18 protein-coding genes, 1 tRNA gene and 1 pseudogene are annotated in these 24,155 nt (G+C 60.9%); 8 read left to right on the top strand and 12 right to left on the bottom strand.

The genetic code is table 11. The features are described 5' to 3' along the window. Nucleotides 1–3 precede the first annotated feature (3 nt). Nucleotides 4–1,269 carry an NRAMP family divalent metal transporter gene (locus BN1800_RS07370; RefSeq protein WP_027511578.1) on the bottom strand — a complete coding sequence of 422 codons (1,266 nt, stop codon included), beginning with the start codon at nucleotides 1,267–1,269 and terminating at the stop codon, nucleotides 4–6. A gap of 429 nt (nucleotides 1,270–1,698) precedes the next feature. On the opposite strand from BN1800_RS07370, the gene BN1800_RS07375 reads away from it, so the two are divergent. After that, complete coding sequence (locus tag BN1800_RS07375; protein WP_086996273.1) at nucleotides 1,699–2,361, top strand: GntR family transcriptional regulator; 663 nt, start codon at nucleotides 1,699–1,701, stop codon at nucleotides 2,359–2,361. A 298-nt stretch (nucleotides 2,362–2,659) separates the two neighbouring features. Here BN1800_RS07375 and BN1800_RS07380 read toward each other — a convergent pair. The 7 genes and pseudogenes from BN1800_RS07380 to fdnG form a co-directional block, all read right to left on the bottom strand. Then, a tRNA-Sec gene (locus tag BN1800_RS07380) sits at nucleotides 2,660–2,755 on the bottom strand. Nucleotides 2,756–2,884: 129 nt separating this feature from the next. Then, nucleotides 2,885–4,714, bottom strand: a pseudogene (gene selB / locus BN1800_RS07385) (selenocysteine-specific translation elongation factor); the annotation flags it as partial. Then, entirely contained in the window at nucleotides 4,711–6,165 is a 1,455-nt protein-coding gene (selA, locus tag BN1800_RS07390; protein WP_086996073.1) for an L-seryl-tRNA(Sec) selenium transferase, read from the bottom strand. The gene selA and the pseudogene selB, both read right to left, overlap by 4 nt. A gap of 10 nt (nucleotides 6,166–6,175) precedes the next feature. After that, nucleotides 6,176–7,090, bottom strand: a complete 915-nt coding sequence (gene fdhE, locus BN1800_RS07395) for a formate dehydrogenase accessory protein FdhE (protein WP_086996076.1) — start codon at nucleotides 7,088–7,090, stop codon at nucleotides 6,176–6,178. Nucleotides 7,091–7,143: 53 nt separating this feature from the next. Then, entirely contained in the window at nucleotides 7,144–7,854 is a 711-nt protein-coding gene (locus tag BN1800_RS07400) for a formate dehydrogenase subunit gamma (RefSeq protein WP_086996079.1), read from the bottom strand. Further along, nucleotides 7,851–8,792 carry a formate dehydrogenase subunit beta gene (gene fdxH / locus BN1800_RS07405; RefSeq protein ID WP_086996081.1) on the bottom strand — a complete coding sequence of 314 codons (942 nt, stop codon included), beginning with the start codon at nucleotides 8,790–8,792 and terminating at the stop codon, nucleotides 7,851–7,853. Before fdxH ends, BN1800_RS07400 begins: the two co-directional genes overlap by 4 nt. A 12-nt stretch (nucleotides 8,793–8,804) precedes the next feature. Further along, nucleotides 8,805–11,891, bottom strand: a complete 3,087-nt coding sequence (gene fdnG, locus BN1800_RS07410) for a formate dehydrogenase-N subunit alpha (RefSeq protein WP_086996084.1) — start codon at nucleotides 11,889–11,891, stop codon at nucleotides 8,805–8,807. A gap of 492 nt (nucleotides 11,892–12,383) precedes the next feature. Between fdnG and selD the strand changes: the two genes are divergently transcribed. After that, nucleotides 12,384–13,445: a selenide, water dikinase SelD gene (gene selD, locus BN1800_RS07415; protein WP_086996087.1), complete on the top strand. Its 1,062-nt coding sequence runs from the start codon at nucleotides 12,384–12,386 to the stop codon at nucleotides 13,443–13,445. Here the strand turns inward: selD and BN1800_RS40190 are convergent. Then, nucleotides 13,326–13,967 (bottom strand): hypothetical protein, encoded by a 642-nt coding sequence (locus tag BN1800_RS40190; RefSeq protein ID WP_143533903.1) that lies wholly within the window; start codon nucleotides 13,965–13,967, stop codon nucleotides 13,326–13,328. The two genes, selD and BN1800_RS40190, sit on opposite strands and share 120 nt — an antisense overlap. Nucleotides 13,968–14,198: 231 nt before the next feature. Between BN1800_RS40190 and BN1800_RS07420 the strand changes: the two genes are divergently transcribed. Continuing rightward, complete coding sequence (locus BN1800_RS07420) at nucleotides 14,199–15,389, top strand: aminotransferase class I/II-fold pyridoxal phosphate-dependent enzyme (protein WP_086996090.1); 1,191 nt, start codon at nucleotides 14,199–14,201, stop codon at nucleotides 15,387–15,389. A gap of 130 nt (nucleotides 15,390–15,519) precedes the next feature. On the opposite strand, the gene BN1800_RS07425 is transcribed toward BN1800_RS07420, so the two are convergent. Together BN1800_RS07425 and BN1800_RS07430 are read right to left on the bottom strand one after the other, a co-directional pair. After that, entirely contained in the window at nucleotides 15,520–15,858 is a 339-nt protein-coding gene (locus BN1800_RS07425) for a gamma-glutamylcyclotransferase family protein (RefSeq protein WP_086996093.1), read from the bottom strand. Between the two features lie 149 nt (nucleotides 15,859–16,007). After that, complete coding sequence (locus tag BN1800_RS07430; RefSeq protein ID WP_086996095.1) at nucleotides 16,008–16,445, bottom strand: NUDIX hydrolase; 438 nt, start codon at nucleotides 16,443–16,445, stop codon at nucleotides 16,008–16,010. 116 nt (nucleotides 16,446–16,561) lie between these two features. Here BN1800_RS07430 and BN1800_RS07435 point away from each other — a divergent pair, with 116 nt between their 5' ends. From BN1800_RS07435 to BN1800_RS07445, 3 genes are all read left to right on the top strand, one after another. Next, the gene (locus tag BN1800_RS07435) at nucleotides 16,562–18,010 is read left to right on the top strand and encodes a CYTH and CHAD domain-containing protein (RefSeq protein WP_086996098.1); all 1,449 of its coding nucleotides are present in this window, start codon (nucleotides 16,562–16,564) and stop codon (nucleotides 18,008–18,010) included. Between the two features lie 319 nt (nucleotides 18,011–18,329). Further along, nucleotides 18,330–19,523, top strand: coding sequence for a NosD domain-containing protein (locus BN1800_RS07440; RefSeq protein WP_086996101.1), 1,194 nt, complete (start codon nucleotides 18,330–18,332; stop codon nucleotides 19,521–19,523). A gap of 201 nt (nucleotides 19,524–19,724) precedes the next feature. Further along, nucleotides 19,725–20,987: a glycerate kinase type-2 family protein gene (locus BN1800_RS07445; protein ID WP_027511604.1), complete on the top strand. Its 1,263-nt coding sequence runs from the start codon at nucleotides 19,725–19,727 to the stop codon at nucleotides 20,985–20,987. A 23-nt stretch (nucleotides 20,988–21,010) separates the two neighbouring features. On the opposite strand, the gene BN1800_RS07450 is transcribed toward BN1800_RS07445, so the two are convergent. Next, nucleotides 21,011–22,081, bottom strand: coding sequence for an AraC family transcriptional regulator (locus BN1800_RS07450; protein WP_037142754.1), 1,071 nt, complete (start codon nucleotides 22,079–22,081; stop codon nucleotides 21,011–21,013). 89 nt (nucleotides 22,082–22,170) lie between these two features. Here BN1800_RS07450 and BN1800_RS07455 point away from each other — a divergent pair, with 89 nt between their 5' ends. Both BN1800_RS07455 and BN1800_RS07460 read left to right on the top strand, forming a co-directional pair. Beyond that, nucleotides 22,171–22,938 (top strand): 3-hydroxyacyl-CoA dehydrogenase, encoded by a 768-nt coding sequence (locus tag BN1800_RS07455; protein WP_027511606.1) that lies wholly within the window; start codon nucleotides 22,171–22,173, stop codon nucleotides 22,936–22,938. A gap of 21 nt (nucleotides 22,939–22,959) precedes the next feature. Next, nucleotides 22,960–24,147, top strand: a complete 1,188-nt coding sequence (locus BN1800_RS07460) for an acetyl-CoA C-acyltransferase (protein WP_086996104.1) — start codon at nucleotides 22,960–22,962, stop codon at nucleotides 24,145–24,147. The last annotated feature ends 8 nt before the right edge of the window (nucleotides 24,148–24,155 follow it).

A 24,155-nucleotide genomic window follows, 5' to 3' on the forward strand; every position in this document is an offset into this window, starting at 1 on the left:
TCCTTAGGCCGACAGAAGCGCGAAAATCGGGCCGATCGACTTGTAGCCCATGTACCAGGTGAGGGCGCAAGCCAGAACGCCAAGCACCAGCAGCCAGCGCGGATAGCGATAGCCACCCATCAGGTCGGAACGGGCCCAGGCCGCATAGATGAAGATCGACAGACCGATCGGCAGGATGAGACCATTCAGGCCGCCGACGAAGACCAGCATCTGGGCCGGCGGGGTTGTGATAATCACATAGAAGAACAGCGATACCGCGATGAAGATCACGGTCGCGATGTTGCGAGCTCGCTCGCTTATATCCTGCTTGAAGATCGTGAGGAAGGAAACCGAGGTATAGGCGGCGCCGATAACCGACGTGATGGCGGCGGCCCACAGGATAATGCCGAAGATGCGCATGCCGACATCGCCGGCGGCTGCCTGGAAGGCTTGGGCGGCCGGGTTGGCCCCCTTGCCCGAGACATCTATCACGGCACCGCTGGCGACTACACCTAGCACGGCGAGAAAGAGGACGTAGCGCATGACGCCGGTGACAGCGATGCCGGTGAGCGCTGCGCGGTTGACGGCGCTGAGGTTCTCGATGCCGACCGTGCCCTTGTCGAGCAGGCGATGGGCGCCGGAATAGGTGATATAGCCACCGACCGTGCCGCCGACGATCGTTGTGATCGTGGCGAAGTCGATCGTTGCCGGCAAAAACGTCTGGAACAGCGCTTCGCCGACCGGCGGGCCTGACGCGATGGCCACATAGAGCGTCAATGCAATCATCAGGATACCGGCAAAGATGATGAAGCGGTCGATGGCCATACCGGCGCGCTTCGACAAGAAGATGCCGATCGAAAGGACCGCGCTGATTGCACCGCCGATTTTCGGATCCAGCCCGACCATCGCGTTGATTCCAAGACCCGTGCCGCCGATATTGCCGATATTGAAGAACAGCCCGCCGACGATAACGAGTATGGCAAGCAGATAGCCGGAGCCCGGGATTGCCGCATTGGCGAGATCTGAGGCGCGCATGCGCGTCAGCGTCACGATCCGCCAGATATTGAGCTGCACGACGAAATCAATGACGATCGAGGAAAGGATCGCAAAGGCGAAGGCTGCGCCGAGCTTCGTTGTGAACGTTGCCGTTTGGGTGATGAAGCCCGGGCCGATGGCCGAAGTGGCCATCAGGAAGATCGCGGCCGTGAGCGCCGCGCGGCGCGACTTGACCGACATGCCAGACGACGTGGCCGATGCGCCGTCACTGGATGAAATAGATAGCTGTTCCATTAAACCCTCTCCTTATGTGCGGACCGCCCTCAATCCCACGGATGGGCCGCGTGAAATTATTGACGGAGCCAGCGTCGCCGCGTTTCACAATTCTGTCAATATTGTTCAACGATTTTATTTTATCGTTCTACTAGAATGCAAAAATGTTGAGCGATATGAACTTTCCTTGGGCACAAAATGCCCTTTACGGAGTAAATTTAGCCATGCCCGGGACCGCTCTTGCCTCCTTTCGTGCCATCAACGATAAGGACGCCGATGCGGGGCGTTCATTTCTCATGGTTGCCCGACTGATCGTGAATCATGTCTGACGTCGCCATGATCCGCTTGGCGAGATCGTTCCTCTCATGGTTCCGATGGAAAGCGCTAACCGCTGTATCGATCCACGAGGAGGACGGATGTTTCATCCTTGTTCATGCATAAGGGGCTTTGATGGTTGAGCAGGAGACCATATCGGCGCTTGCGCCGCGGCTGGCGGAGGAGATCCGCGACAAGCTGATCGCAGGCGAATTGAAGCCCGGCCAACGTTTATCCGAGGCGGCGCTGAGCGCCGGGCTGGATGTGTCGCGCAATTCACTGCGCGAGGCCTTCCGGCTTTTGACTAAGGAAAACCTGTTGCGCCACGAGCCCAATCGCGGCGTCTTTGTCGCAACGCCGAGCATGGCCTCGATCATCGACATCTACCGGGTGCGCCGGATGATCGAATGCCAGGCGCTCGCCAAGGCCTACCCCAAGCATCCGGCAGTGGCGCGCATGCGCTCGGCTGTCGAGCGTGCCACGGTCGCGCGCGATGCCAAGGACTGGGGCACGGTCGGCAGCGAAAACATGGTCTTTCACGCTGCGATCGTGGATCTTGCCGACAGTCAGCGCTTGAATGCCTTCTATGCTCAGATCGCCGCAGAGCTGCGGCTCAGCTTCGGTCTGCTTGCCGATCCCGAGTTGTTGCACGCGCCCTATGTCGACCTGAATGCGTCGATCGTCGAAAAGCTCGAGGCGGGGTCAACGGCCGAAGCCTCCGCAGCACTCGAAGCATACCTAATACAGTCTGAGCGCACGGTTCTCGCTGCTTTCTCGAGGATTGATAAGGGCAAGTGATACATAAAGTGGCCCGCGCTAAAATCTTAATCTCGCGCTGCACAGGCCGCCGGCGCGCCGCTTCGTTGCGAAGCAGCGGCGCCAGCGGGTTGCCGAAGCGTTGCTGGCAACCGGGGTGTCGACGGTGCTGACGAGAAACTTCCGACCCCGATATCGAAAAGGTTCTGGAGCTCCTCGCGCACGAAATGGCAGGACGATCGGAAAATTCCGTCGTCGGATTGCCGACTGCGCTTCATAACCGCATCGCCGCGTTGTCTCGGCAATATTGTTATTTTATCAATTACATATGCGATTTTTCTGGCGGAAGAGAGTGGGAGTCGAACCCACGAAAGACCGTCTCTCGGCCCCTCCCGGATTTGAAGTCCGGACGCCCCACCGGGGACGTATCTCCTCCAGAAATGATATCGCCGCCGGCGATACTATTCGTCATATTGCCGAAGAGGTCCAGACGGATGGGATCGACGCGACGGAGATCGCCGCGACGCAGCGTGACCCGATGGCGATCGAAAAAATCGAGAATCTGGATCGCGACCTTGCGGCCATTTTCGACACGGTCGCGAAACTGCATCGCGGTGAACCAGCCCTTATCGGCGCCGGAGCTGATCTCCGCGATGATCGCCACCATTTCCGCAACCGTCTCACGCAGGAAGAAGTGATCGTGTGCCACTTCATGCACCTTGCCCATGCGGCCGCCGAGTTTCAACAACCGGCGCGTCTGCGGCTCGGGGATCGTCAGGAATGCGGCAATCTCGCGAACCCGCGGCGGACGAAACCGTTCGGCCCCGCCCAATAGCGGCTCGATCCCTCCCCAGAGCCGCTCGTCGGCCAATGTCATCGTTGCTTGATGTCCGGCAAGCCGGACCCACGCTCCGTCCAGCACGATCCCTCCCCCACCGATGAGGTTCTGCAGAGCGGCGCGAAACGCGGGGATCGGCAAGCGCAGGTCGAGTCCTGCCCGCAACAGCTCGATGCCCATGCCCGGCAGATCCTGGTTCTCCGCATGGAACGTTTCAAGCCGGCTCAGAAGGTTGGCGCGAAATTTCTCCCAGCGATCTGGCGATATGGCGAAGGTCGTGTCATCCACAGGCAATTGCACCGTTCCCATCGAAGCGACCAGGGCGCCGGCATCTGCCTCGGCAACTGCCCTGTCGCGGGCGAAGGCGGCAACGTCGACATAAAACGGAGGCACCGCGAGCAGGGCCTCGAATGCCCGTTCGGGCGCAACCGAGGTCAGAGCTTTGAGCTGAGCGGTCCGCTCCGGCGTCCGGCGCTTGCGCGCCGGTGCGCGTAAATCCAGGAATCGGCCGCCGCCAACCGTGCGCTGGGCCGAAGTGTCGCGGATGACGTAGCGGTCGCCGACCGCAGCCGCGATCGGACTGTCCAGCACAAGCTGCACAAGGGTATCTGTTCCCGGCATTACCGATTCTCCGGCAAGTAGGACGATACGGGCACCGACCTCTGCCGATGTGTGATGAAGCCTGACGGGGAACCAGTGACCGATGGGCTTCACCTCTGAACGAAGCACACGCAACGTTGCGTCGATACGGCTCGCCGGGGCATGCAGGCTTGGCTCGCACACCATGTCACCGCGATTGATGGCCGTTTTCGTGATGCCTTGGCCAACGAGGTTGAGGGCGCAACGATCCCCCGCGCAACCATTTTTGCTTGGTCTGTTCTGGGTATGGATCGAGCGTACCCGGGCGGCAAGGCCGGAAGGGCTGACCGTGACATGATCCTCGATCGATACCATGCCTGAAAGGACTGTCCCGGTAACGACCGTGCCTGCCCCCTGAATTGTGAAGGAACGATCGACGGCCAGACGAAAGCGCCCTGTCGCCCGCCGCCGCATGAATTTCCGGGCTGCATCGGCGATTTCATCCCGCAGAGGTTCAATACCTCTGCCTGAAACCGTCGAGACGGCGATGGCGGGAACAGCGCCGAGCGGCGAGCGGGCAAGCTCGTTGCGCACAGCGGCTTCGACCTCGACGAGGCGGTCTTCCTGCACGAGATCGGCCTTGGTGAGGGCGACAACGCCATGCTCGATGCCAAGAAGATCGATAATGGCGAGATGTTCGCGCGTCTGCGGCATGATGCCGTCATCGGCTGCGACGACCAGGAGGACGAAGTCGATACCGCAGGCGCCGGCAAGCATCGTGTGGACGAATTTCTCGTGTCCCGGCACATCGACGAAACCGAGTGTCTCCGCGCCGTCCACGGGCATATAGGCAAAACCCAGATCGATCGAGATGCCGCGGGTCTTTTCCTCTTTCAGCCGGTCAGTGTCGATGCCGGTCAGCGCCCGGACGAGAGATGTCTTGCCGTGATCGATATGCCCCGCCGTGCCGACGATCATGATCCATTCCCCTTTTCGGCACCGGCAGAAAAGGCTTCGCTCTCGAAACCTTCTTCAACCGGCAGGGCGATGCGGCGAATGCCAGCAGCGAAGCTCTCTTCATCTTCGAGGCAGCGCAGGTCCAACAGCAGCGAACCTCGTTCGATGCGGCCGATGACCGGGATAGGAAGACGCCGCAATGCCGCCGCCAGTCCGGCGAGCATCCGCCCGCTGCCTTCAACCGGCGTCAAGGCCAGCCCCGCGCTCTGCACGGTCGTAAGCGGCAGCGCGCCGGAGCCGATCTGGCTTTCGCAACGGATGACCGAGACGCGGAAGGCGTTATTCAGCACGTGTTGCATGACAGGCGCCAGCCGCTCCGCCTGCGCGATGATTCCGGGCTGAGAACGGGAAAGCAGCCGCATCACCGGGAGGCGCTCGCCCAGGCGCTCCGGATCGCGGTAAAGCTTCAACGTCGCTTCGAGAGCGGCCAACCTGATCTTATCGACCCGTAGCGCGCGCTTCATCGGGTTCCTGTTAATCGTCTCGATAAGTGTCCGGCGCCCGACAATGAACCCGGCCTGTGGCCCGCCGAGAAGTTTGTCGCCGGAAAAGGTGACGACATCGGCACCCTCGCCGATCGCCTCGCGGACGGTGGGTTCGTGTGCAAGCCCGAAACGGATCAGATCGATAAGGGTGCCGGAACCGAGATCGTTGATCAGCGGCACGCCCTTGTCGCGGGCGATGCCTGAAAGTTCGCGTGCGCCGACTTCCTTGGTAAAACCTTCTATTCGATAGTTCGACGTGTGGACCTTCAGTATCACGCCTGTGCCAGGACCGACGGCATCCCTGTAGTCCCGGGCATGGGTGCGGTTCGTGGTGCCGACCTCGACGAGACGGACGCCCGAGCGTTCCATGATGTCCGGCATGCGGAAGGCCCCGCCGATTTCGATGAGTTCGCCCCGGGAGACGATGGCTTCCCGGCCGGCGGCCAAGCTGTTCAGCACCAGAAGGACGGCCGCAGCATTGTTGTTGACGACGGTTGCATCTTCAGCGCCCGTCAATTCGCAGATCAGCGCACGCAGATGATCATCCCGTTCGCCGCGCTTGCCATTCTTAAGATCGAATTCGAGCGCGACAGCCTCGCGCATGGCCGCTGCCGCTGCATCGATCGCGGCTTCCGCAAGGATGGCCCTGCCGAGATTGGTATGGAGTACCGTGCCCGTCAGGTTGAAGACGGAGCGAAGCATCGGGCGATCATTCGCGTCAAGTCTAGAAAACGCAAGAGCCGCGATCTCCTCGCGTGATGGGACTTCCTGCCCCTGGCGCACCTTGTCCCTCGTTTCAGAAAGGATGGCGCGGATTGCCTCCGTCGCCGCGATCCGCCCGAAACATTCGATCGCGGCGGCGGCGGGAGCTGTCTTCAAGATCTGGTCGACGGATGAAATATCCCGCAGGTTGGCGCTGGCGTCCATCTCTCCCACCTCAAAAGCCGGCCAGGAGCGGTGCAAATCCACCCCGGCGATACGGACCTTCGCGCATCAGAAGGTCGAGGCTCAGACTTGCCACATCGTCGGCGACCGCATCGACCCCCGGCTCCCTATCCTGATAGAATATCTTCGACCAGCCGTGGCATTCGTCACAGGTTTCGGCTTTGACGACGCCGCCCTGCCCTTCTATCTCCTGATAGCCGATGCCTTTGGTGGAGCCGCAAAGTGTGCATTTGACCCGGACATAGTGCCAGAAAGTGCCGCAAAGCGAACATGAGCAGAAGCGTGCGCCATGCGAGCCCGGCCAGCCGACGACCATGGACGATACCGGCCTGCTGCCACATGCAGGGCAAAGACCATCAGCCACCGGCACCAGCATTGCTGCGTCGAGAACAGAGGCAAGCCGAGCGAACTGCACCTGAAGCGCTGCCCAGACGAACACGTGCTCGGCAATCGCATCCGCAGGCAAGACACTGGAAAACACGTTCTGCACCATTGCCAAGCGGTTTCTGACGTCGGCCTTGGCGACGCGCGCAAGCGCTTCGGCAGCCGCAGCCGGCTTTTCGATAGTGTCGGCGGCTGCGAAGAGGCGATCGAAGATGTCGCTGATCGTTCCGCCGCCGTCTATCTCTCGGTCGAGCGGCGGCATTTCAAACTCCCGGGCACGCTTGATTCTGTCGGGATCCGGACGTTCCGGAAGTGGCAGAGCCGCCTGGATATCGTGTTGAGCTTCGGAGAGCTGTGCGAGGAAAATAAGGTAAGGCGAAAGGCTGCTGGTTTCAGCGAGTTGACGCAGACGTTTCGACCTGGCCGAAAAGAGCAAGGTGCAATCCGGAAGACGTGCAAACGGTGGCGATGATACATCCCCAATTGCCGTTGGATCCGGCAAGACCGCGCTTTTGCCTTTCATGACACTCCCTCACGAACCGCACGGGCCACGTGATGCAGACCCTGACGCCCGGTTTATTCGGCGGGCGTTCCTCCCGATTTTCTCCCTGATGACCTGGTGACCAGTTCACGCAGCCATTTACGATGATGCCGCCACGCCCAGCCGCCTGTCACCGAGCCGCGCGTCATTGCCCGTATCGTACCGCGTACCCAGAAGGCTGAATAGACATGAATGATCCAGACATTGATGATGACGACGGCTGCGATTGAATGCGACAACACCGCCCATCGCTTCTGCTCGATCGTGGTATAGGCCGAAAAATACTGATCCCAGATGATCAAGCCTGTTGCGATCAGGATAGTGATCAAGATCGACATCGACCAGAACACGACCTTCTGACCAGCATTGTATTTGCCGACCTCGGGCGCACGCTCCTCGTGACCAGCCAGGACGTCGCGGCCGTGTGCGAGCCAGTCGCTGTCCTCCCTCCTCCAGAGGTTTGCCTTCCAGAAACGCAGGAAAAGGCCGAGAAAGCTGAAGAAGAGCAGAACGCCGATCCACGGATGAATGATGCGGGTCAAAGGGCCGCCGCCAAAGAGCGCAGTCAGGAAAAAGAGGCTTGGATGGAACAGGGCCAGCCCGGAAAGCCCCAGAAGCACGAGACTTGTCGCCGTGATCCAGTGATTGATCCTGGCTCCTCCAGTATAGCGATCAACTGTCACCGGCTTGCCTGGGTGAACACCCTCGCCTTTTGCTGCATCATCTTTTTTGGCGTCCGCGCTCATGAGGAACCGTCTCCCGTCAATCTCTGCGCCGCCTCTTCGTCCTCCTCGGAAACCCGATTGGGTCCGTTGACAAGATAGTGAAAGAGGCCGGTGACAGCCGCCACACCCATGACCGCGAGCCCGGCATATTTCGTAACACCCTTCCAGGCCTCGATGACCGGGCTGATCCGCGGATTGCTCGGCAGATCGGCGTAAATCTCTGGCTTGTCGGCGTGGTGGAGCACGTACATGACGTGTGTGCCGCCGACGCCCGGTGGATCATAAAGGCCGGCATTTGCAAATCCACGGGACTTCAGATCGGTGATCCGCCCTTCGGCGTGCTGCTTCATTTCATCTTTCGTACCGAAGACGATTGCCTGCGTCGGACAGGCCTTGGCGCAGGCAGGTCCCTGGCCGACAGCGATACGGTCGGAGCAGAGCGTGCATTTGTAAGCCGTGTGGTCGACCGCAGAAATACGCGGAATATCGAACGGGCATCCTTTGATGCAGTAGCCGCAACCAATGCAGTTCTCGTGCACGAAATCGACGATGCCGTTCGAATATTGCACGATTGCACCCGGCGCCGGACAGGCCTTGAGGCAGCCGGGATCTTCGCAATGCATGCAGCCGTCCTTGCGGATCAGCCATTCGAGGTTGTTCGTTTCCGGGTTTTCCCACTCGGTGAAGCGCATCAACGTGAACATGTCCGGCGTCAGATCATGCGGGTTCTCGTAAATGCCCACATTCTCCTCGATGGCGGGGTGCGTGTCGTTCCACTCGATGCAGGCCGACTGGCAGGCCTTGCAGCCGATGCATTTGGAGACGTCGATAAGCTTCGCCACCTCGGTCTGGCGCTCTGCCGGCGGGGTCACGCGTGAGGCCGAACGGCGGATGAGATCCCGTTCGCCGAATCTTGGGCTTTCAGGCTTGACGGTCGGATTTGGAACAGGAGGGAACATGGCTACCGTCTCCTATGCCACCGGCCCGGCGATGGGCTCTATGTTAACCAGGAACGCCTTGTATTCGGGCGTCTCTATGTTTGCGTCGCCGACGAAAGGCGTCAGCGAATTCGGGCCGAAACCCTTCTTGGCAGCTCCGGTAAACCCCCAATGCAGTGGGATGCCCACGACATGGACGGCCTTGCCGTCGCACATCAGCGGCTTGATCCGCTTGGTAACAACCGCCTTGGCCCTGATGGAGCCGCGTTTGGACCAAACACGCACCCAACCGCCTTTGGCGATGCCTTTTTCCGATGCGAGTTCCTCCGAAATCTCGACGAAGAATTCCGGCTGCAGCACGGCATTCACCCAGACATGCTTCGTCCAGTAGTGGAAGTGTTCGGTGAGGCGGTAGGACGTCGCCGCGTAGGGAAACTCCTTAGAGGCCGGTTCGGCAAATTGCTTGAAATCGTCCTCGAATACCCGTGCGGCCGGATTGCCGCGCACTGCGGGGGCAACAAGATTGGCAACCGGCGATTCGAATGGCTCGTAGTGAGCCGGGAACGGCCCGTCGCGCATCATCGCCCTTGTGAAAAGGCGAGAGACGCCTTCCGGATTCATAATGAACGGCCCGACATCGGCAGGCTTGGCCGTCGGCGCGATATCCGGCACGTCATAGCCCGACCATTTTGCGCCGTCCCATTCGATCAGCTTGCGGCTTGGATCCCATGGCTTGCCGGAAAGGTCTGCCGATGCGCGGTTATAGAGGATACGACGGTTGACAGGCCACGAGAAAGTCCATTTCAGATAGGCGCCGGTCTCGTCCGGATCCGACGTGTCACGCCGGGCCATGTTGTTGCCGTTCTCGTTGAAGCAACCGGAATAGATCCAGCACGCCGAGGAGGTCGAGCCGTCGTCGCGAAGGGCCGCGAAGCTCGGCACCAGCTTGCCTGCCTCGGCCACTACCTTGGTAGGATCAGCCGTGTCGAAAACGGTGGCAAGCGCCCGTCCGTTGATCTCCTTGGCAAGTTCCTCCGCCGTCGGCTCGCCTGAATCGGCGTACGCCCAATCGAGATTGACGATCGGATCGGGGAAGGTTCCGCCTTCCTTGCGATAGAGCTCCTTCAGACGCACATGGATCTGCGCCATGATCCAGTTGTCGGTCTTGGCTTCGCCGGGAGGGGTGCCGCCCGGCCAATGCCATTGAAGCCAACGGCTGGAATTCGTCAGCGACCCCTCGTCTTCGGCAAAGCATGTGGACGGCAGCTGGATGACCTCCGTCTGAATTTGCGAAGAATCGACGTCGTTGAAGTCGCCGTGGTTCTCCCAGAACCGTGAGGTTTCGGTATCCAGCGGATCCATGGTGACGAGAAATTTGAGCTTCGACAGTGAAGCGGTCGCCTTCGCGCGGTTTGGAACGGCCAGAAGCGGATTGAACCCTTGGCAAATGTAGCCGGTCATCTTGCCCTGGTTCATGAGTTCGAAAGCGCGCAGGACGTCATAGCCCGGCACGTCGAGCTTCGGCAGCCAGTCATAGGCGAACTTGTTTTCCGGCGTCGCCGCCGAACCCCACATCGCCTTCAGGAAGCTCACGAAGAATTTCCTGTAGTTCTGCCAATAGCTCATCTGATTCGGGCGGAGCGGCTTGAAGCCGCGTGTCGACATGTAGCTGTCGAAATCCGCTTCCTTCTCGTTCGGCAGCGTCAGATAGCCAGGCAACAGGTTCGACATCAGTCCCACGTCGGTGAGGCCCTGGATGTTGGAGTGACCGCGCAGCGCATTCATGCCGCCGCCACGCATCCCGATATTGCCGAGGATCAGCTGCAGCATCGCCATGGCGCGGATGTTCTGCGAGCCCTTGGAATGCTGCGTCCAACCGAGCGCATACATCGAGGTCATCACCTTGGTCGGTGACGAGCATTCCGCAATCATCTCGGCCACCTTCAGGAACTTGTCCTTCGGCGTGCCGCAGATGCGGTCCACCATCTCTGGCGTATAGATGGCGACATGCTCCTTCAGGAGGCTCCACACGCAGCGCGGATTTTTCAGCGTATCGTCAATCACGGCATAGCCGTCCTCACCGATCACGTAGTCCCAGCTCGACATGTCGTAGCCGCGCTTGGCCTCGTCATAGCCAGTGAAGAGCCCGTCTTTGTAGGCGAAGTCGTCCTTGACGATGTAAGCCGCATTCGTGAAGGCCTTGACATAGTCCCACTGCACCTTGTCATTGCCGATGCAGTAATTGATGACGCCGAGCAGGAAAGCGATATCCGTGCCTTGGCGGATCGGTGCGTAAACGTCGGCGACCGAAGCCGAACGTGTAAACCGCGGATCCACGACGATCAGCCTTGCGCCGCGATTGGCTTTCGCCTCCGTAACCCACTTGAAACCGCAAGGGTGTGCTTCGGCGGCGTTACCGCCCATGATGACAACAAGATCGGTGTTCTTGATGTCGGTCCAGGAGTTGGTCATTGCGCCGCGGCCAAATGTTGGAGCCAAACTGGCTACCGTAGGGCCGTGTCAGACACGCGCCTGATTGTCGAAGACCAGCATTCCAGCGCTGCGCACGACCTTGTAGGTCTCCCACGCCGTCTCGTTCGTTGTCGCAGATGCGGCAAGGAAGCCCGTCGTCGTCCACCGGTTCACCGCAAGGCCGGCGGCGTTCCGTTCGACGAAATTGGCGTCGCGGTCGTCCTTCATCAGCCGGGCGACGCGGTTAAGCGCATCATCCCAGGAAATGCGCTCGAACTTGTCCGACCCGGGCTTGCGGATCATCGGATATTTCAGCCGCGTCTCGGCCTTGACGAAATCCAGCAAGGCTGCGCCCTTCGGACAGAGCGTGCCGCGATTTGTGGGATGGTCGGTATCGCCCTCGATATGGATGATCTCGGCCTTCTCGCCTTTTTTCAGGTCACCCTTCGAATACATGATGATGCCACATGCCACAGAGCAATACGGACAGGTGTTCCGTGTTTCGGTGGTGTTCACGAGCTTGAAAGCGCGGATCGCTTCGGCATGGACCGCTTCGACGTCGCCGAAGCCAAAAGCCCCGAGCGCCGTAACCGCAACACCTGCGCCGGCCGCCGCTAGAAACTGGCGCCGTGAGAGCTCCATGTTCATGGCTTGATACCTCCCCTGAAGCCGGCTTCGCCAATACGGCAAGCCGGAGAATTGGAGACACTCTCTGCAATTCGAGACGTAGCTCGATTTTTAGAAACTAGGTCAGCACATTTTATTGTCAAATCAATAAGAAGCTCAAAATTGTGAATGTAACTGGCTGGAATCCGGAAAGCTGTGCGATCAGTCGGGAATATCTTCATCCAACCGTCGAAACGCTTCGAAGTTGATGGATATGCAGCGCGTCGCCACCATGACAAAAATTGACGTCCAGCTTTAAAGCGATGATAATAATTGAATGGGTTTGCTTGCCGCTCCCGAGTTTCGGGGCTTTGCGCATTGCGCTGCCGCATCAGGACCCGCCGGAAATGGCGGAGCCCCGGGATCGTGCCCCCACCCGTTTTCCGTAACATTGGAATTTTTCGACAATACAGAACTGCGAACCGCTGTGGCGGATTCGGCAGTATCCGATTGCGACCTTTATGGGAGGCCATCATGGATAATCCGGCTGCAACATCGCCCTTCCGCCTGACGGCGCTCGCTCATGGCGGCGGCTGCGGCTGCAAGCTGGCGCCGTCTGTTCTACAGCAATTGCTTGCGGGCCAAGCCGCGGCCGCGCCCTTCGCCCGGTTGCTCGTGGGAACGGAAACAGGCGACGATGCCGCCGTCTGGCAGCTTGACGATGAAACCTGCCTGATCGCGACCACCGATTTCTTCATGCCGATGGTCGATAACCCCTTCGATTTCGGCCGCATTGCCGCCACCAACGCGATCTCCGACGTCTATGCCATGGGCGGCAGGCCGCTGATGGCACTCGCCATTCTCGGCATGCCGATCGACAAAATGCCCACCGAAACGGTGCGGGAGATATTGAATGGCGGCAGCGCCATCTGTGCAGAGGCCGGCATTCCCGTCGCAGGTGGTCATTCGATTGATTCGCCGGAGCCGATTTACGGCCTAGCGGTCGTCGGCACTTGCCCGGTTTCCGGCCTGCGCCGCAATAGTGACGCAAGAGCTGGCGATGCGCTGATCCTGACGAAGGCACTCGGCGTGGGTATCTATTCGGCAGCCTTCAAGAAAGGCGCCCTGCCACCGGACGCCTATGGCGAACTCATCGCGTCAACAACGCTCCTCAATAGCGTCGGAGCAGAACTCGCCCTGGATGCCGACGTCCACGCCATGACAGACGTCACCGGCTTTGGCATTCTTGGTCACGCCCTTGAGATGGCTCAGGGATCGAACAAGCGGATATCGCTTAGGGTCAGGGACATGGCTCTTCTTGCCGGCGCCGCCGAGCTCGCCGAGCAGGGTTTCGTGACCGGCGCATCGCAGCGGAACTGGGCAAGCTACGGTATGAACGTTTCGCTGCCCGACAACCTCCCAATATGGCAGCGCCATATACTCACCGACCCCCAGACCTCCGGGGGTCTGCTTGTTTCATGCAGCATGGCTCAAGCGGAAGAATTGCTCGGAAAGATCGTTGCGGCAGGCTATCCCGCAGCGCGGATCATCGGTGTGGTCGAGGATGGCGGGCCTGGGCTGCGCGTCGCTGCCTGAGCGAGTTCCGCGCCGCGCCTGGCCGCCCTCGGCGCCGGACAAGAACGCCTCGACTTGAGCTGCGCCGACTTCGGCAAAAGCGTCCAGGTCTTCCGGCAGCTGCGCGTTCCGGAGTGCCTCGCCGGCCTCAATCACCGCCGGCAACGCCAGATGGCTGGCAATAATGCTTCCCTGGACGATGCGCGCTCCCAAATAGACGCGCCCTAGTTCCTTGAGCGACAGGCCAGTGTCGGCCCTATAATCAAGGACCTTGGCCAATCTGAGTTGCGCCAAATGCTGCGCAACCCACCTCAACTCCTCACCGTCGACGCTGCCGCCGTTGGCTAGGTGAGAGGTTAATTCGTCTGGACCTCTACGACTTTGCATCCGAATTCTCCTCCCTTTTTTCCCGAGAACGGCGGTGAGCTTCGCGGCTCGGCGATCGATCCAGACGATGAGGAGAACCCTGCCGAGAAAACCCCAGTTTTCCGCAAGCTGAAGAAGAAGGCGGAATCGTCCGCGTTGGCAGCCCTTCAGGCGCATCCGACGTGATTGGGAAGCGGCTATACCGAGGCGGCACCCGGAAAAGGCCCAAAATGAAAAAAGGCCGGGGTTAACCCGACCAGGCCATCAAGGCCATCTTCAGGATCCGCGCCCTGGCGTCGGGAAAGCAGCGAGAACTTTCCCGCGACTGGGAGGCAGACAGATGATAATGTCGGGATCGGGTGGCGGTATTTGACCGAGGGGCAGGCGCCGCCCGCAGGGGGGTGCGCCATGCCGATCGCCGCCGTGTCCAGCCGGATGCTCGCAGTAACCGAGGAAATGCGCGCGGTCATGGACTTCGGGCAACGTGTGCTCGAAGGAGATGGCCTCGGTCCGGATGCTTGCGATTTCATGTTCGGAAATCCGCAGGAGCCACCGTTGCGCGGCCTCGTCGATGCGCTGGTCCGCCACGCCGAACCGCAAGACGTTCACTGGTTCGGCTACCAGAAATACGATGCTGTGGCGCGCGAGACGGTCGCTCGCAAGCTGAGCGAAACGCGCGGCCGCTCCTACGAACCGGCCGACATCGCCATCACCGCCGGAGGGTTCGGCGCGATAGCGGCGGCGCTGCTCGCCGTGCTCGAGGTGGGCGACGAGGTCATCTATCCGCGGCCCGGCTGGTTCGCCTATGGCGCTCAGATTCGCGGGGCCGCCGGCACGCCCGTTGCCGTGGACCTGTCGCCCGTCAATTTCGATCTCGATATTGAGAAGATCGCGGCCTCGATCACGCCGCGCACGCGCGTCGTCGTCGTGAATACCCCACACAACCCAACAGGTCGAATATTCCCGCGCGCTCAACTCGATGCGCTCGCCAATATGCTTGCCGCGGCATCCGAACGACACGGCAAGGTGATCTACTTGCTTGCCGATGAGCCCTATGCGCGGCTAGTGTTTGGCGCTAACGCCCATATCAGCCCGGCCGAAAGCTATCCGCACACGCTGATCGCCTACTCCTACGGCAAGACTCTGCTTGCACCCGGCGAGCGCCTCGGCTGGCTCGCCCTCGGGGCGGACATGCCAGAGGCCGATCGCATGAGGCTGCGCGAGGCGGTCGACATAGCTCAGGTATCGCATGGCTGGGCCTTCGCCGGTCGAACCCTGCAGCGGGCCCTGCCCGATCTTGAGAAGCTCTGCATCGATGTTACCGCCCTCGAGCGGCGGCGCGATGGTATGGTCGAAGGCCTTAGGGCAGCAGGCTACGATCTACCGGTGCCCGAAGGCACCTTCTATCTGATTCCGCGGTCTCCTATTCCGGACGACATCGCCTTCGCGGCGCGCCTTGCGGCCGACGGCGTCTGGGTTCTGCCGGGGAGCGTCGCGCAGTTGCCCGGCCGCCTGCGGATCAGCCTCACCGCGAACGATGTGATGGTCGAGCGCTCGTTGCCCGTCTTTGCACAAGCGATTAGGGAAGTCGCAGCGTAGCGAAGTGGACAGCGAGACTCAACACCGGCCCAGCCGCTTGTTAGATCAACTCGAGATCGGGCTGCGGAACATTGGCCACGGTGCTGAATGCAGGAGAGGACGATGTCCGTTCGACCGAATGAACGCCTAGTTAGGTCATCTTCGCCAATGCGTAGACGAATGCTTTAACGTGCTGGCCTCCAACCGTGACCGTGGCGATGACACGCTGATAGCTGTCGCCCCCGAACTCGTCGAGACGCTTCCAGTGTTCCGGAAAGTCCGGGGATTCGAATACTGAAACAGGGACTTCGAAGGCTTCGTCATCGAGCACGAGACCGGGAAAGCCGATCCCCGCTCCCCATCCGGCCTCGAGAAGTCGCCCACGGACAGTGCCTTTTCGCCATGTGCCGCGAAGGCCGTCGAGCTGTCCGTGATTGACCTCGCCGGGCGCGAGGCTTCCATACGTCGCGACAAGATGTTCGGCGTCCATGATGCTTTGGTGCGCTCCTAAAGGTCCAGAGCCGGCAACCCGGCCGGGCGTTGCTACAAGTTTGGCACGTTTGTAGCAAGATGACGTGTGGTCACAGAGCGGGAGCGCGTCTCAGCCTCCCTCGCCTCTCCCTGACTGGCTTTTGGTGTCTATCGCAGGCGTTGAAGGAGCGTCCGCAGCCCCGGCTGGGCGACGTCTCGAATGGCAATCTTGAGCGGGAACCACTTCTGCTTCCGCATTGCCTTTTCAGGGAACTCCGTCGTCATGCGGGAGACCTCGAGCAGATGGACGGAAACACTGTATCGATGCGGGGTGCTGTCCTTCCGGTACGAGAACGAACCGAAGACATCCGGATCGACCGAGCCTTCGACGCCGGCTTCCTCGAACGCTTCGCGTAGCGCTGCTGCCGCGGTTGTTTCGCCAGGATCGAGGTGTCCCTTGGGAACGCCCCACCGTCCGTTCCGGCGGCTTCCGACCAATAGGATCCTGAGGTCGCCGTTCTTGTTTCGACGACAACAGATCGCACCTGCCTGTCGGACGTCGCGCGAGGGGACTGGCACCTGCAGCAGTTCGGTGTTCTTCCTCAAGCATCGCCTTCATCATGCTGCTCGAAACATAGGAACCGTTGATAAATCGGTGTAACATCAGTCTGTGACAACAGCCTCAACGTTGACGACCGCCCCCTTAACAGTCGGAGTCCACCTTGTCGTCCGAAATCGAAATCAAGCTTGAACTGTCAACCGAAGCCTTGGAGTCTCTTCTTGGTTCCGACCTTCTCGGCGAACCGGAGAAGATTCTGGAGCAGTCGTCGACCTACTTCGACACCGTCGAGCGCAGGCTCTTCCAGGAAGGCTTCTCACTCCGCATCCGGCGAAGCGGGGCCACCCGCATGCAGACGGTGAAAGCCACCGGACCCAGCGAGTCCCTCTTTGCGCGGTCGGAATGGGAAACTCCCATCGACGGGGAGGAGCCCGTTCTCGACCATTCGAGCCCGCTGTTGAGCGAGTTCGGGAGCGACCTCGCCGTAGAGCCGGTATTCGACGTCGATGTGGAAAGACGCGTCTGGAACGTGAAGGAGAACGGGTCGCTAATCGAGGTCGTGGTCGATCAGGGCGAGGCCGTGTCCGGCGACAGACAATCGGCCATCCGTGAAGTCGAACTCGAACTGAAAGATGGCGACCGAAAAGACTTGTTCATCCTCGCGCGTAAGGTCGACGGAATCGTCCCGTCCCGGTTCGGTGTCCGCTCCAAGTCGGAAAAGGGATTCGCACTCGTTGATCAGCAGAGGTCCGTCTTCAAGGCGGAGGGTCTCGATCTCGACCGCAACATGCCGGCCGTGGCAGCCTTCCAGACGATCGCCTCGTCCTGCTTCCGGCAGTTCCGCCTCAATGAGGACGTCCTCTTGCATCGACGCAATCCGGAAGCCCTGCACCAGGCTCGCGTGGCGCTCCGGCGTTTGCGTTCGGCGTTTTCGCTGTTCAAGCCGATCCTGTCGGGCGAGGAGCCAGGGCGACTGAACGCCGAGATGCGATGGCTGGCCGGCGTACTAGGCGAAGCCCGCAACATCGACGTCCTGCTCGCGAAGGCTACGGACGCCGATCTCGTGAGCAAGCTGACAGACGCTCGCAGAGACGCCTACGACGATGCGATCGGGGCGCTGAACTCGTCGCGCGCTCGGGCACTCGCGCTCGATTTCAATGACTGGCTTCAGTGCGGCGAATACCTCGAGAGGAAGGACGTGGCTGATCAGGATCCCTCGGCGTCGGAGTTTGCCGTCGAGGCACTCGACAGATTGAGAAAGAAGCTGAAGAAGCACGGCAGAGCGCTGGCCTCCGTCGACGACGAGCATCGTCATGAGGTTCGAAAGGACGCAAAGAAGCTTCGCTACGCGGCGGAATTCTTCGGTTCTCTGTTTGACAGCAAGCGTGGGGCACGGCGGTACAAGAAGTTCATCGCCGCCATGGCGGATCTCCAGGATGATTTGGGCGCGCTCAACGACCTTGCGACGGGGCCGGATGTCCTCAAGAAGTACTCTCTGGCCGACCATCCAGCTCGCGAAAGCGTCCTATCTCACGCCGACAAAGATGTTCTTATCGGCAAGGCGCAGGATTCGGTGGACGACATTCTCGACGCCAAGCAGTTTTGGCGATAGCGAGCCACTCGCCTCTCCACTGGGTTCTGTCTGCCTGTGACCAATTTCGAGCCGCATCAACAGCTCATCGTAGTATTTCGCTCCACTTTCAAAGCATCGACCTCGAGACGGCCCATCCCTCGAAGCCCGTCAGGACTGGTCGTGTCCTGGATGCGGACGATACAAGACGGAGATTTTCCGAAAGTCCGCCAATGGTCTCCTTCTTGCGAAGCTCGAACTCCATCACGACCATCTCTGGGAAGAGGCCAAGCACACTATTTATGTTCCGTTAAGCATAAGCCTCTATCTGAGTGGGGCGGAACCACGACCGGAGACGAGCATGCGCCCCACAAAGTCCTCAAGCCTGATGCTGATCGGGCTTATTCTGGGAGGCTGCCAAAGCGATCTTGCCATGGTCGCGGACGCCGCGTTTCGTGAACCGACCCGCTATCCGACCAACCACCAAGTCGATACCGGCCAGCCCATCGATCCATCAACCGAACCGACAATTCCGACGACACCGCCTGCGCAGAATACAAACCAGGCACCGGCCTGCGGCGCCGACGTTCACACCAGGCTGAAAACCCCAGGTGCAAACCCCGTCACGATTAATTGCAGCGTACAGCTGTCGGCGGCGGATATCGTCAATCACCCCCTTGTGTTCGAAGGACGTGCTGCGTCCGGATCGCTGCTGGATTGCGGAGGAGGAACGATCGATGTCAGCTCCGGAGGATCGCGGCAGCAAAAGACGGCGATCATCGTTCGTTCGAAGAAGACCACCTCTGGGCCATGGGACGCGCCGACCGGCGTCACCATCCGCAACTGCAAGATAAACGGATTTGTCCGCGTTTATGGTCTCGGCGAGAACGCCAACGGCGAGGTCATGAAAGCATCATCGCTGTCGGCCAGTCACACGGCATTCGCTCAGGCATCCGCCCCAAAAAACGTGCGGTTGGAGAATGTGGCTTTCAATGCTCCCGGCGGCATTCCTCTCTATATCGGGCCTGGCGTGACGGGTGCTGCTCTCGTCAACTCGAGGGTTGGCGGCAAATCGACGTCTGTCGCGGTCTACCTTGATGCAGAGTCCGCCAACAACACGATCAGCAACAACGTTTTCAGTATCGTCACCGAAAAGCGGGAACTGATTGCCATAGACGGCTCGGCCAGCAATAAGATCACCGGCAATACATTCGAACACCCCGAAAACGGCGGCATATTCGTGTACCGGAACTGCGGAGAAGGTGGCGTCATCCGCCACCAGAAGCCGCAGTTCAATCAAATCACAGGAAACACATTCCGCTACGGGCCATCGTTCGGCGCAAAGCCCGCAGTCTGGCTGAACTCGCGCAACGGCAACAGCAGCTATTGCTTTAAAGACCCGGCACATCCCTACGGGAGCAGCGTCAGCAGCCTTGATTTCGCGCAGCGCAATGTGATCCGTAACAATAACCTTCAAGGCGGCTCGGAAGGCCTTATCCGCAACGATGATCCGTCCAATGACGTCGGAGCGAATACGGCCGCCGGCAGCTGGTAATATCCGGAGTTCATCCTCGCGAATACCAAGGCTGCGACCAGACGAAACGCCCCGTGGTCCAGCGATGCCCGCTTTGGCGATCATGCGATACAAAATTGGTCAAACCACCTTGCCTAAGCTGCCAATCTCTTGGAAGCTGCAGCTTGAGGAGATGCCGACGCGCGAAAGCTGCCCGGCGCTTGAGATTCGAAAGATTGTCGTGTGATTGTTTCATCCCCCCGCAGCTTTTTGACGTCGCTGTTTCACGCCGCCGTTCGTGCCGCCGACCCCCTGACAGGCATCAAGGCGCACCTGCCCACAAGGCCGAGAGGCCGCACAGTGGTGATCGGCGCCGGCAAAGGCGCAGCGCAGATGGCGCGCGCGCTTGAAAGCGTCTGGGACGGGCCGCTCGATGGCGTGGTCGTGACGCGCTACGGCTATGGCTGCGAAACGCAGAAGATCGACATCATCGAAGCGGCCCATCCAGTGCCGGATGCCGCCGGACTTGCTGCATCGAGGCGGCTGACCGAGGCAGTGAAGGACCTGACGCGGAACGACCTGGTCATCGCACTGATCTGCGGCGGCGGCTCGGCGCTTCTGCCGGCACCGCCAGAAGGCCTGACGCTCGATAATGAGATCGCGCTCAACGAAATGCTGCTCGCCTCCGGCGCGCCGATCTCGGCGATGAACGTCGTGCGCAAACATCTTTCCACGATCAAGGGCGGGCGGCTCGCGGCGGCAACGAAGGCACGCGTCGTCAGTCTGATCGTCTCGGATATCCCCGGCGACAATCCCGCCCATGTCGCCTCGGGTCCTACCGTTGCCGATGGCTCGACACGGTATGACGCGATCGAGATCGTCCGGCAGTACGGCCTGAAGTTACCCCAGGCAGCCCTTGCCCATCTCGCCTCGCCGAACGCTGATGCCCCCGACCCGGATGATCCGGTCTTTGCCACGCACACGCACCACATCATTGCCTCTGCCGGCGTGTCGCTCGAGGCGGCAGCTCAACTGGCGAAGTCCAATGGAATCAGCCCCGTGATCCTGTCGGATTCGATCGAGGGCGAATCCCGCGATGTCGCGCTGGTCCATGCGGCGATCGCCCGCGAGGTGCTTGGCCGCAACCGGCCGTTCGAAAAGCCGGTGGTCATCCTTTCCGGCGGCGAGACGACGGTTACGCTGCGTGCCAAAGGCGGCAAAGGCGGGCGCAACGGAGAATTCGCGCTTGCCGCGGCACTCGCGATCGACGGCCACGGCATCCATCTCCTGGCAGCCGACACCGACGGTATCGATGGCTCGCAGGATAATGCCGGCGCCTTTGCCGATGGTACAACCGTCAGGCGCCTGCGCGAAAGCGGCCTCGATCCCCGTCGCCTGCTTGACGGCAACGACAGCTATTCGGCCTTCCGGGCTATCGGCGATCTCTTTGAGACTGGCCCCACCGGCACCAATGTCAACGATTTCAGGGCGATCTTGATTGGCTGATAGCGACGATCCCGCGCCGGCGGCTACGTGGTCGGTACCGCCTGCCCGCTCTCCCGGCGAAAGGCGTCCGGGCTCTTGGACATCCATTTGCGGAACGCCCGGAAGAAGGCGCTGGGCTCGGAATAGCCGAGCTGCGCGGCGACATCGCCGATCGTCTTCGGCGTGTTGAGCAAAAGGTCGATGGCCATGTCGCGGCGGATGTCATCCTTGATGCCGGCATAACTCTGTCCTTCGTCACTCAGCCGGTGGCGCAGGGTGGAAGGCGGCATGCGCATCTCCGCTGCAAGCTCCACGAAACTCGGCCAGGCCGGCGGCGGCAGCTTCCCCAGCCTGAGGCGAACGCTCGAGGCGAGCCCGGCATCGTAGCGATAGCGCACGAGGATATTTGCAGGTGCGCCACGCAGGAACTGTTTCAGCGCATGTACGGTCCGTGAAACCGGCAGTTGCAGCATGGCGCTGTCGATGCCGAGCCGGCTGACGGGTTGAGAAAACCGGACAGGGGCACCGAAGAAGAGCCGGTAGTCGGCTCCCTGCTTCGGCTCGGCGCACCGGAAATCGACGAGCCGAATCGGGATACGGCGCCCCACCAGCCAGCAGGTAATTCCATGCATGATGATCCAGTACGTACGGTAGGCGAATGCCGAGCGAGCGTCGCCGGCATCCTGAAGCGTGATCTGCGCCAAGCCGTCGCGTACGACGAGTTCGCCCCGCGGATCCTCAAGGACGACATTGAGGAAGCGCAGCGCCCGGCGCAACGCCTGGCCAAGGGTCGGCGCATGCAGCACGCAGTGGCAGAGCAGCGTAAAGCTTCCGCTACGCATCGGCCTTCCGCCCATTCCAAAGAATTCATCATCGAGCTCGGCAGCAATCGCAAGCCACAATGCCCCGTAACGCTCGGCCGATATCGGCTGGTCGACACGCAGCGGCAGTCCGAGCGCTGAAAGGAGCGGCGCCGTCGGTTTCCCCATCCTACGCAGACTTTCGAGTGCCTCTTCGACGAATCCCGGTGCAATCATGCGCCTTTCGAGTTCGGCCATCGTCGTCTTCCTCTCTCTGTGGTAAATTTGTCCGAAAATATGAAGCAGTTTCGTCATCGCTTGCAATAGTGGGACGACATACAGTCCGTGTTATTCTAGCTGGGCACTACATGAGAGGAGCATCGTAGGGCTGTGGGAGATGATCCATGCTGATTCCTGGAGCAACCTTCATCGTCACCGGCGGCGGATCCGGTCTCGGTGCGGCAACCGTGCGGATGCTGGTCGCGTGCGGCGCGCGCGTCGTCATTGCCGATCTCAATGAAGAGGCGGGTGAGACGATCGCCGCAGAACTCGGCGCCGAGGTCTCGTACGTGCGTGCCGACGTGAGGAGCGAGGAAGACGGCGCGCGTGTTGTCGCGACGGCGACCGACGCCTTCGGCGGCCTGCGTGGGCTCGTGAACTGCGCCGGTGTCGCCCCGGCCGAAAAAGTCGTCGGGCGCGATGGGCCGCATCGGCTCGAGAGCTTTTCGCAGGCGATCGGCATCAATCTGATCGGCACCTTCAACATGATCCGCCTTGCCGCGTCCGCCATCCAGCAACAGGAGCCGGATGGCGAAGGTGAACGCGGCGTGATCATCAACACCGCTTCTGCCGCCGCCTTCGACGGTCAGATCGGCCAGGCCGCCTATTCCGCCTCCAAGGGTGGTGTGGCCGCCATGACATTGCCGATCGCCCGCGAGCTTGCCCGCTGCGGTATTCGCGTCGTGTCGATCGCTCCCGGCATCTTCGAAACACCAATGATGGCCGGCATGCCATCTGAGGTTCGCGAATCGCTCGGCAGGAGCGTGCCCTTCCCGCCGCGGCTCGGCCGTCCTGCTGAATTCGCCGCCCTGGTGCGCCATATATGTGAGAACATCATGCTGAACGGCGAGGTCATCCGCCTCGACGGTGCATTGCGGATGGGTGCGCAGTAAGCGTCGCCCAGGAGGAATAAAATGCCATTGCGGGATCCTGTCGTGATTGTCGGCTCGGTACGCACGCCGATCGGCGGATTTCAGGGCGAACTTAAGGACGCTGCGGCGCCCGAACTTGGAGCCGCCGCAATACGGGCCGCACTGGCACGCAGCCGCATCGAGGCCGAAGCCGTCGATGAGGTGGTCTTCGGCTGCGTTCTGACCGCCGGCCAGGGTCAGGCGCCGGCAAGACAGGCGGCGATCGGAGCCGGCCTTCCCTTTTCGACCGGCGCCAGTACCGTCAACAAGATGTGCGGCTCTGGCATGAAGGCCACGATGATCGCTCATGATCTGATTGCCGCAGGAAACGCCTCGGTGGCGATCGCCGGCGGCATGGAAAGCATGACGAATGCGCCCTATGTTCTTGATCGGGCACGTGGCGGCTACCGGCTCGGCCACGGGCGCGTTGTCGACCATATGTTCCTCGACGGGCTGGAGGATGCTTATGACAAGGGACGTCTGATGGGCACCTTCGCGGAAGACTGCGCCGAGGCCTATCAATTCACGCGCGCCGCTCAGGACAGCTATGCGATCGCCTCTCTGACGCGGGCCCAGAAAGCGATCGAGGCCGGCTATTTCGACGAAGAGATCACGCCAGTGGTCGTCAAGGTAGGCAAAGGCGATCAGGCAGTCCACCGCGACGAGCAGCCGGGCAAGGCGAAGCTCGACAAGATCCCTACCCTGAAGCCTGCCTTCCGCGAAGGCGGGACCGTGACCGCGGCCAATTCAAGCTCGATTTCCGACGGTGCGGCGGCCCTCGTCCTGATGCGCCGCTCGGAAGCCGAACGCCGCGGATTGCAGCCGCTTGCCACGATCACCGGCCAGGCCACCCATTCGCAGGCACCCAATCTCTTTGCCACCGCTCCGGTCGGCGCGCTTCAGAAGCTTGCCGATCGCACCGGCTGGTCGCTTGAGAGCGTCGATCTTTTCGAAATCAACGAGGCTTTCGCCGTCGTTGCCATGGCGGCGATGCGCGATCTCCATCTACCGCACGACAAGGTCAACGTGCATGGCGGCGCCTGCGCCCTTGGCCATCCGATCGGCGCATCGGGAGCACGCATTATCGTCACACTGCTTGCGGCCCTTGAGCGATACGGCCTGAAGCGCGGCATGGCCGCCCTCTGCATCGGCGGCGGTGAGGCAACCGCACTCGCCGTTGAGCGGCACTAACGGACACC

The sequence above is a fragment of the Rhizobium sullae genome (assembly GCF_900169785.1).
Taxonomy (GTDB): domain Bacteria; phylum Pseudomonadota; class Alphaproteobacteria; order Rhizobiales; family Rhizobiaceae; genus Rhizobium; species Rhizobium sullae.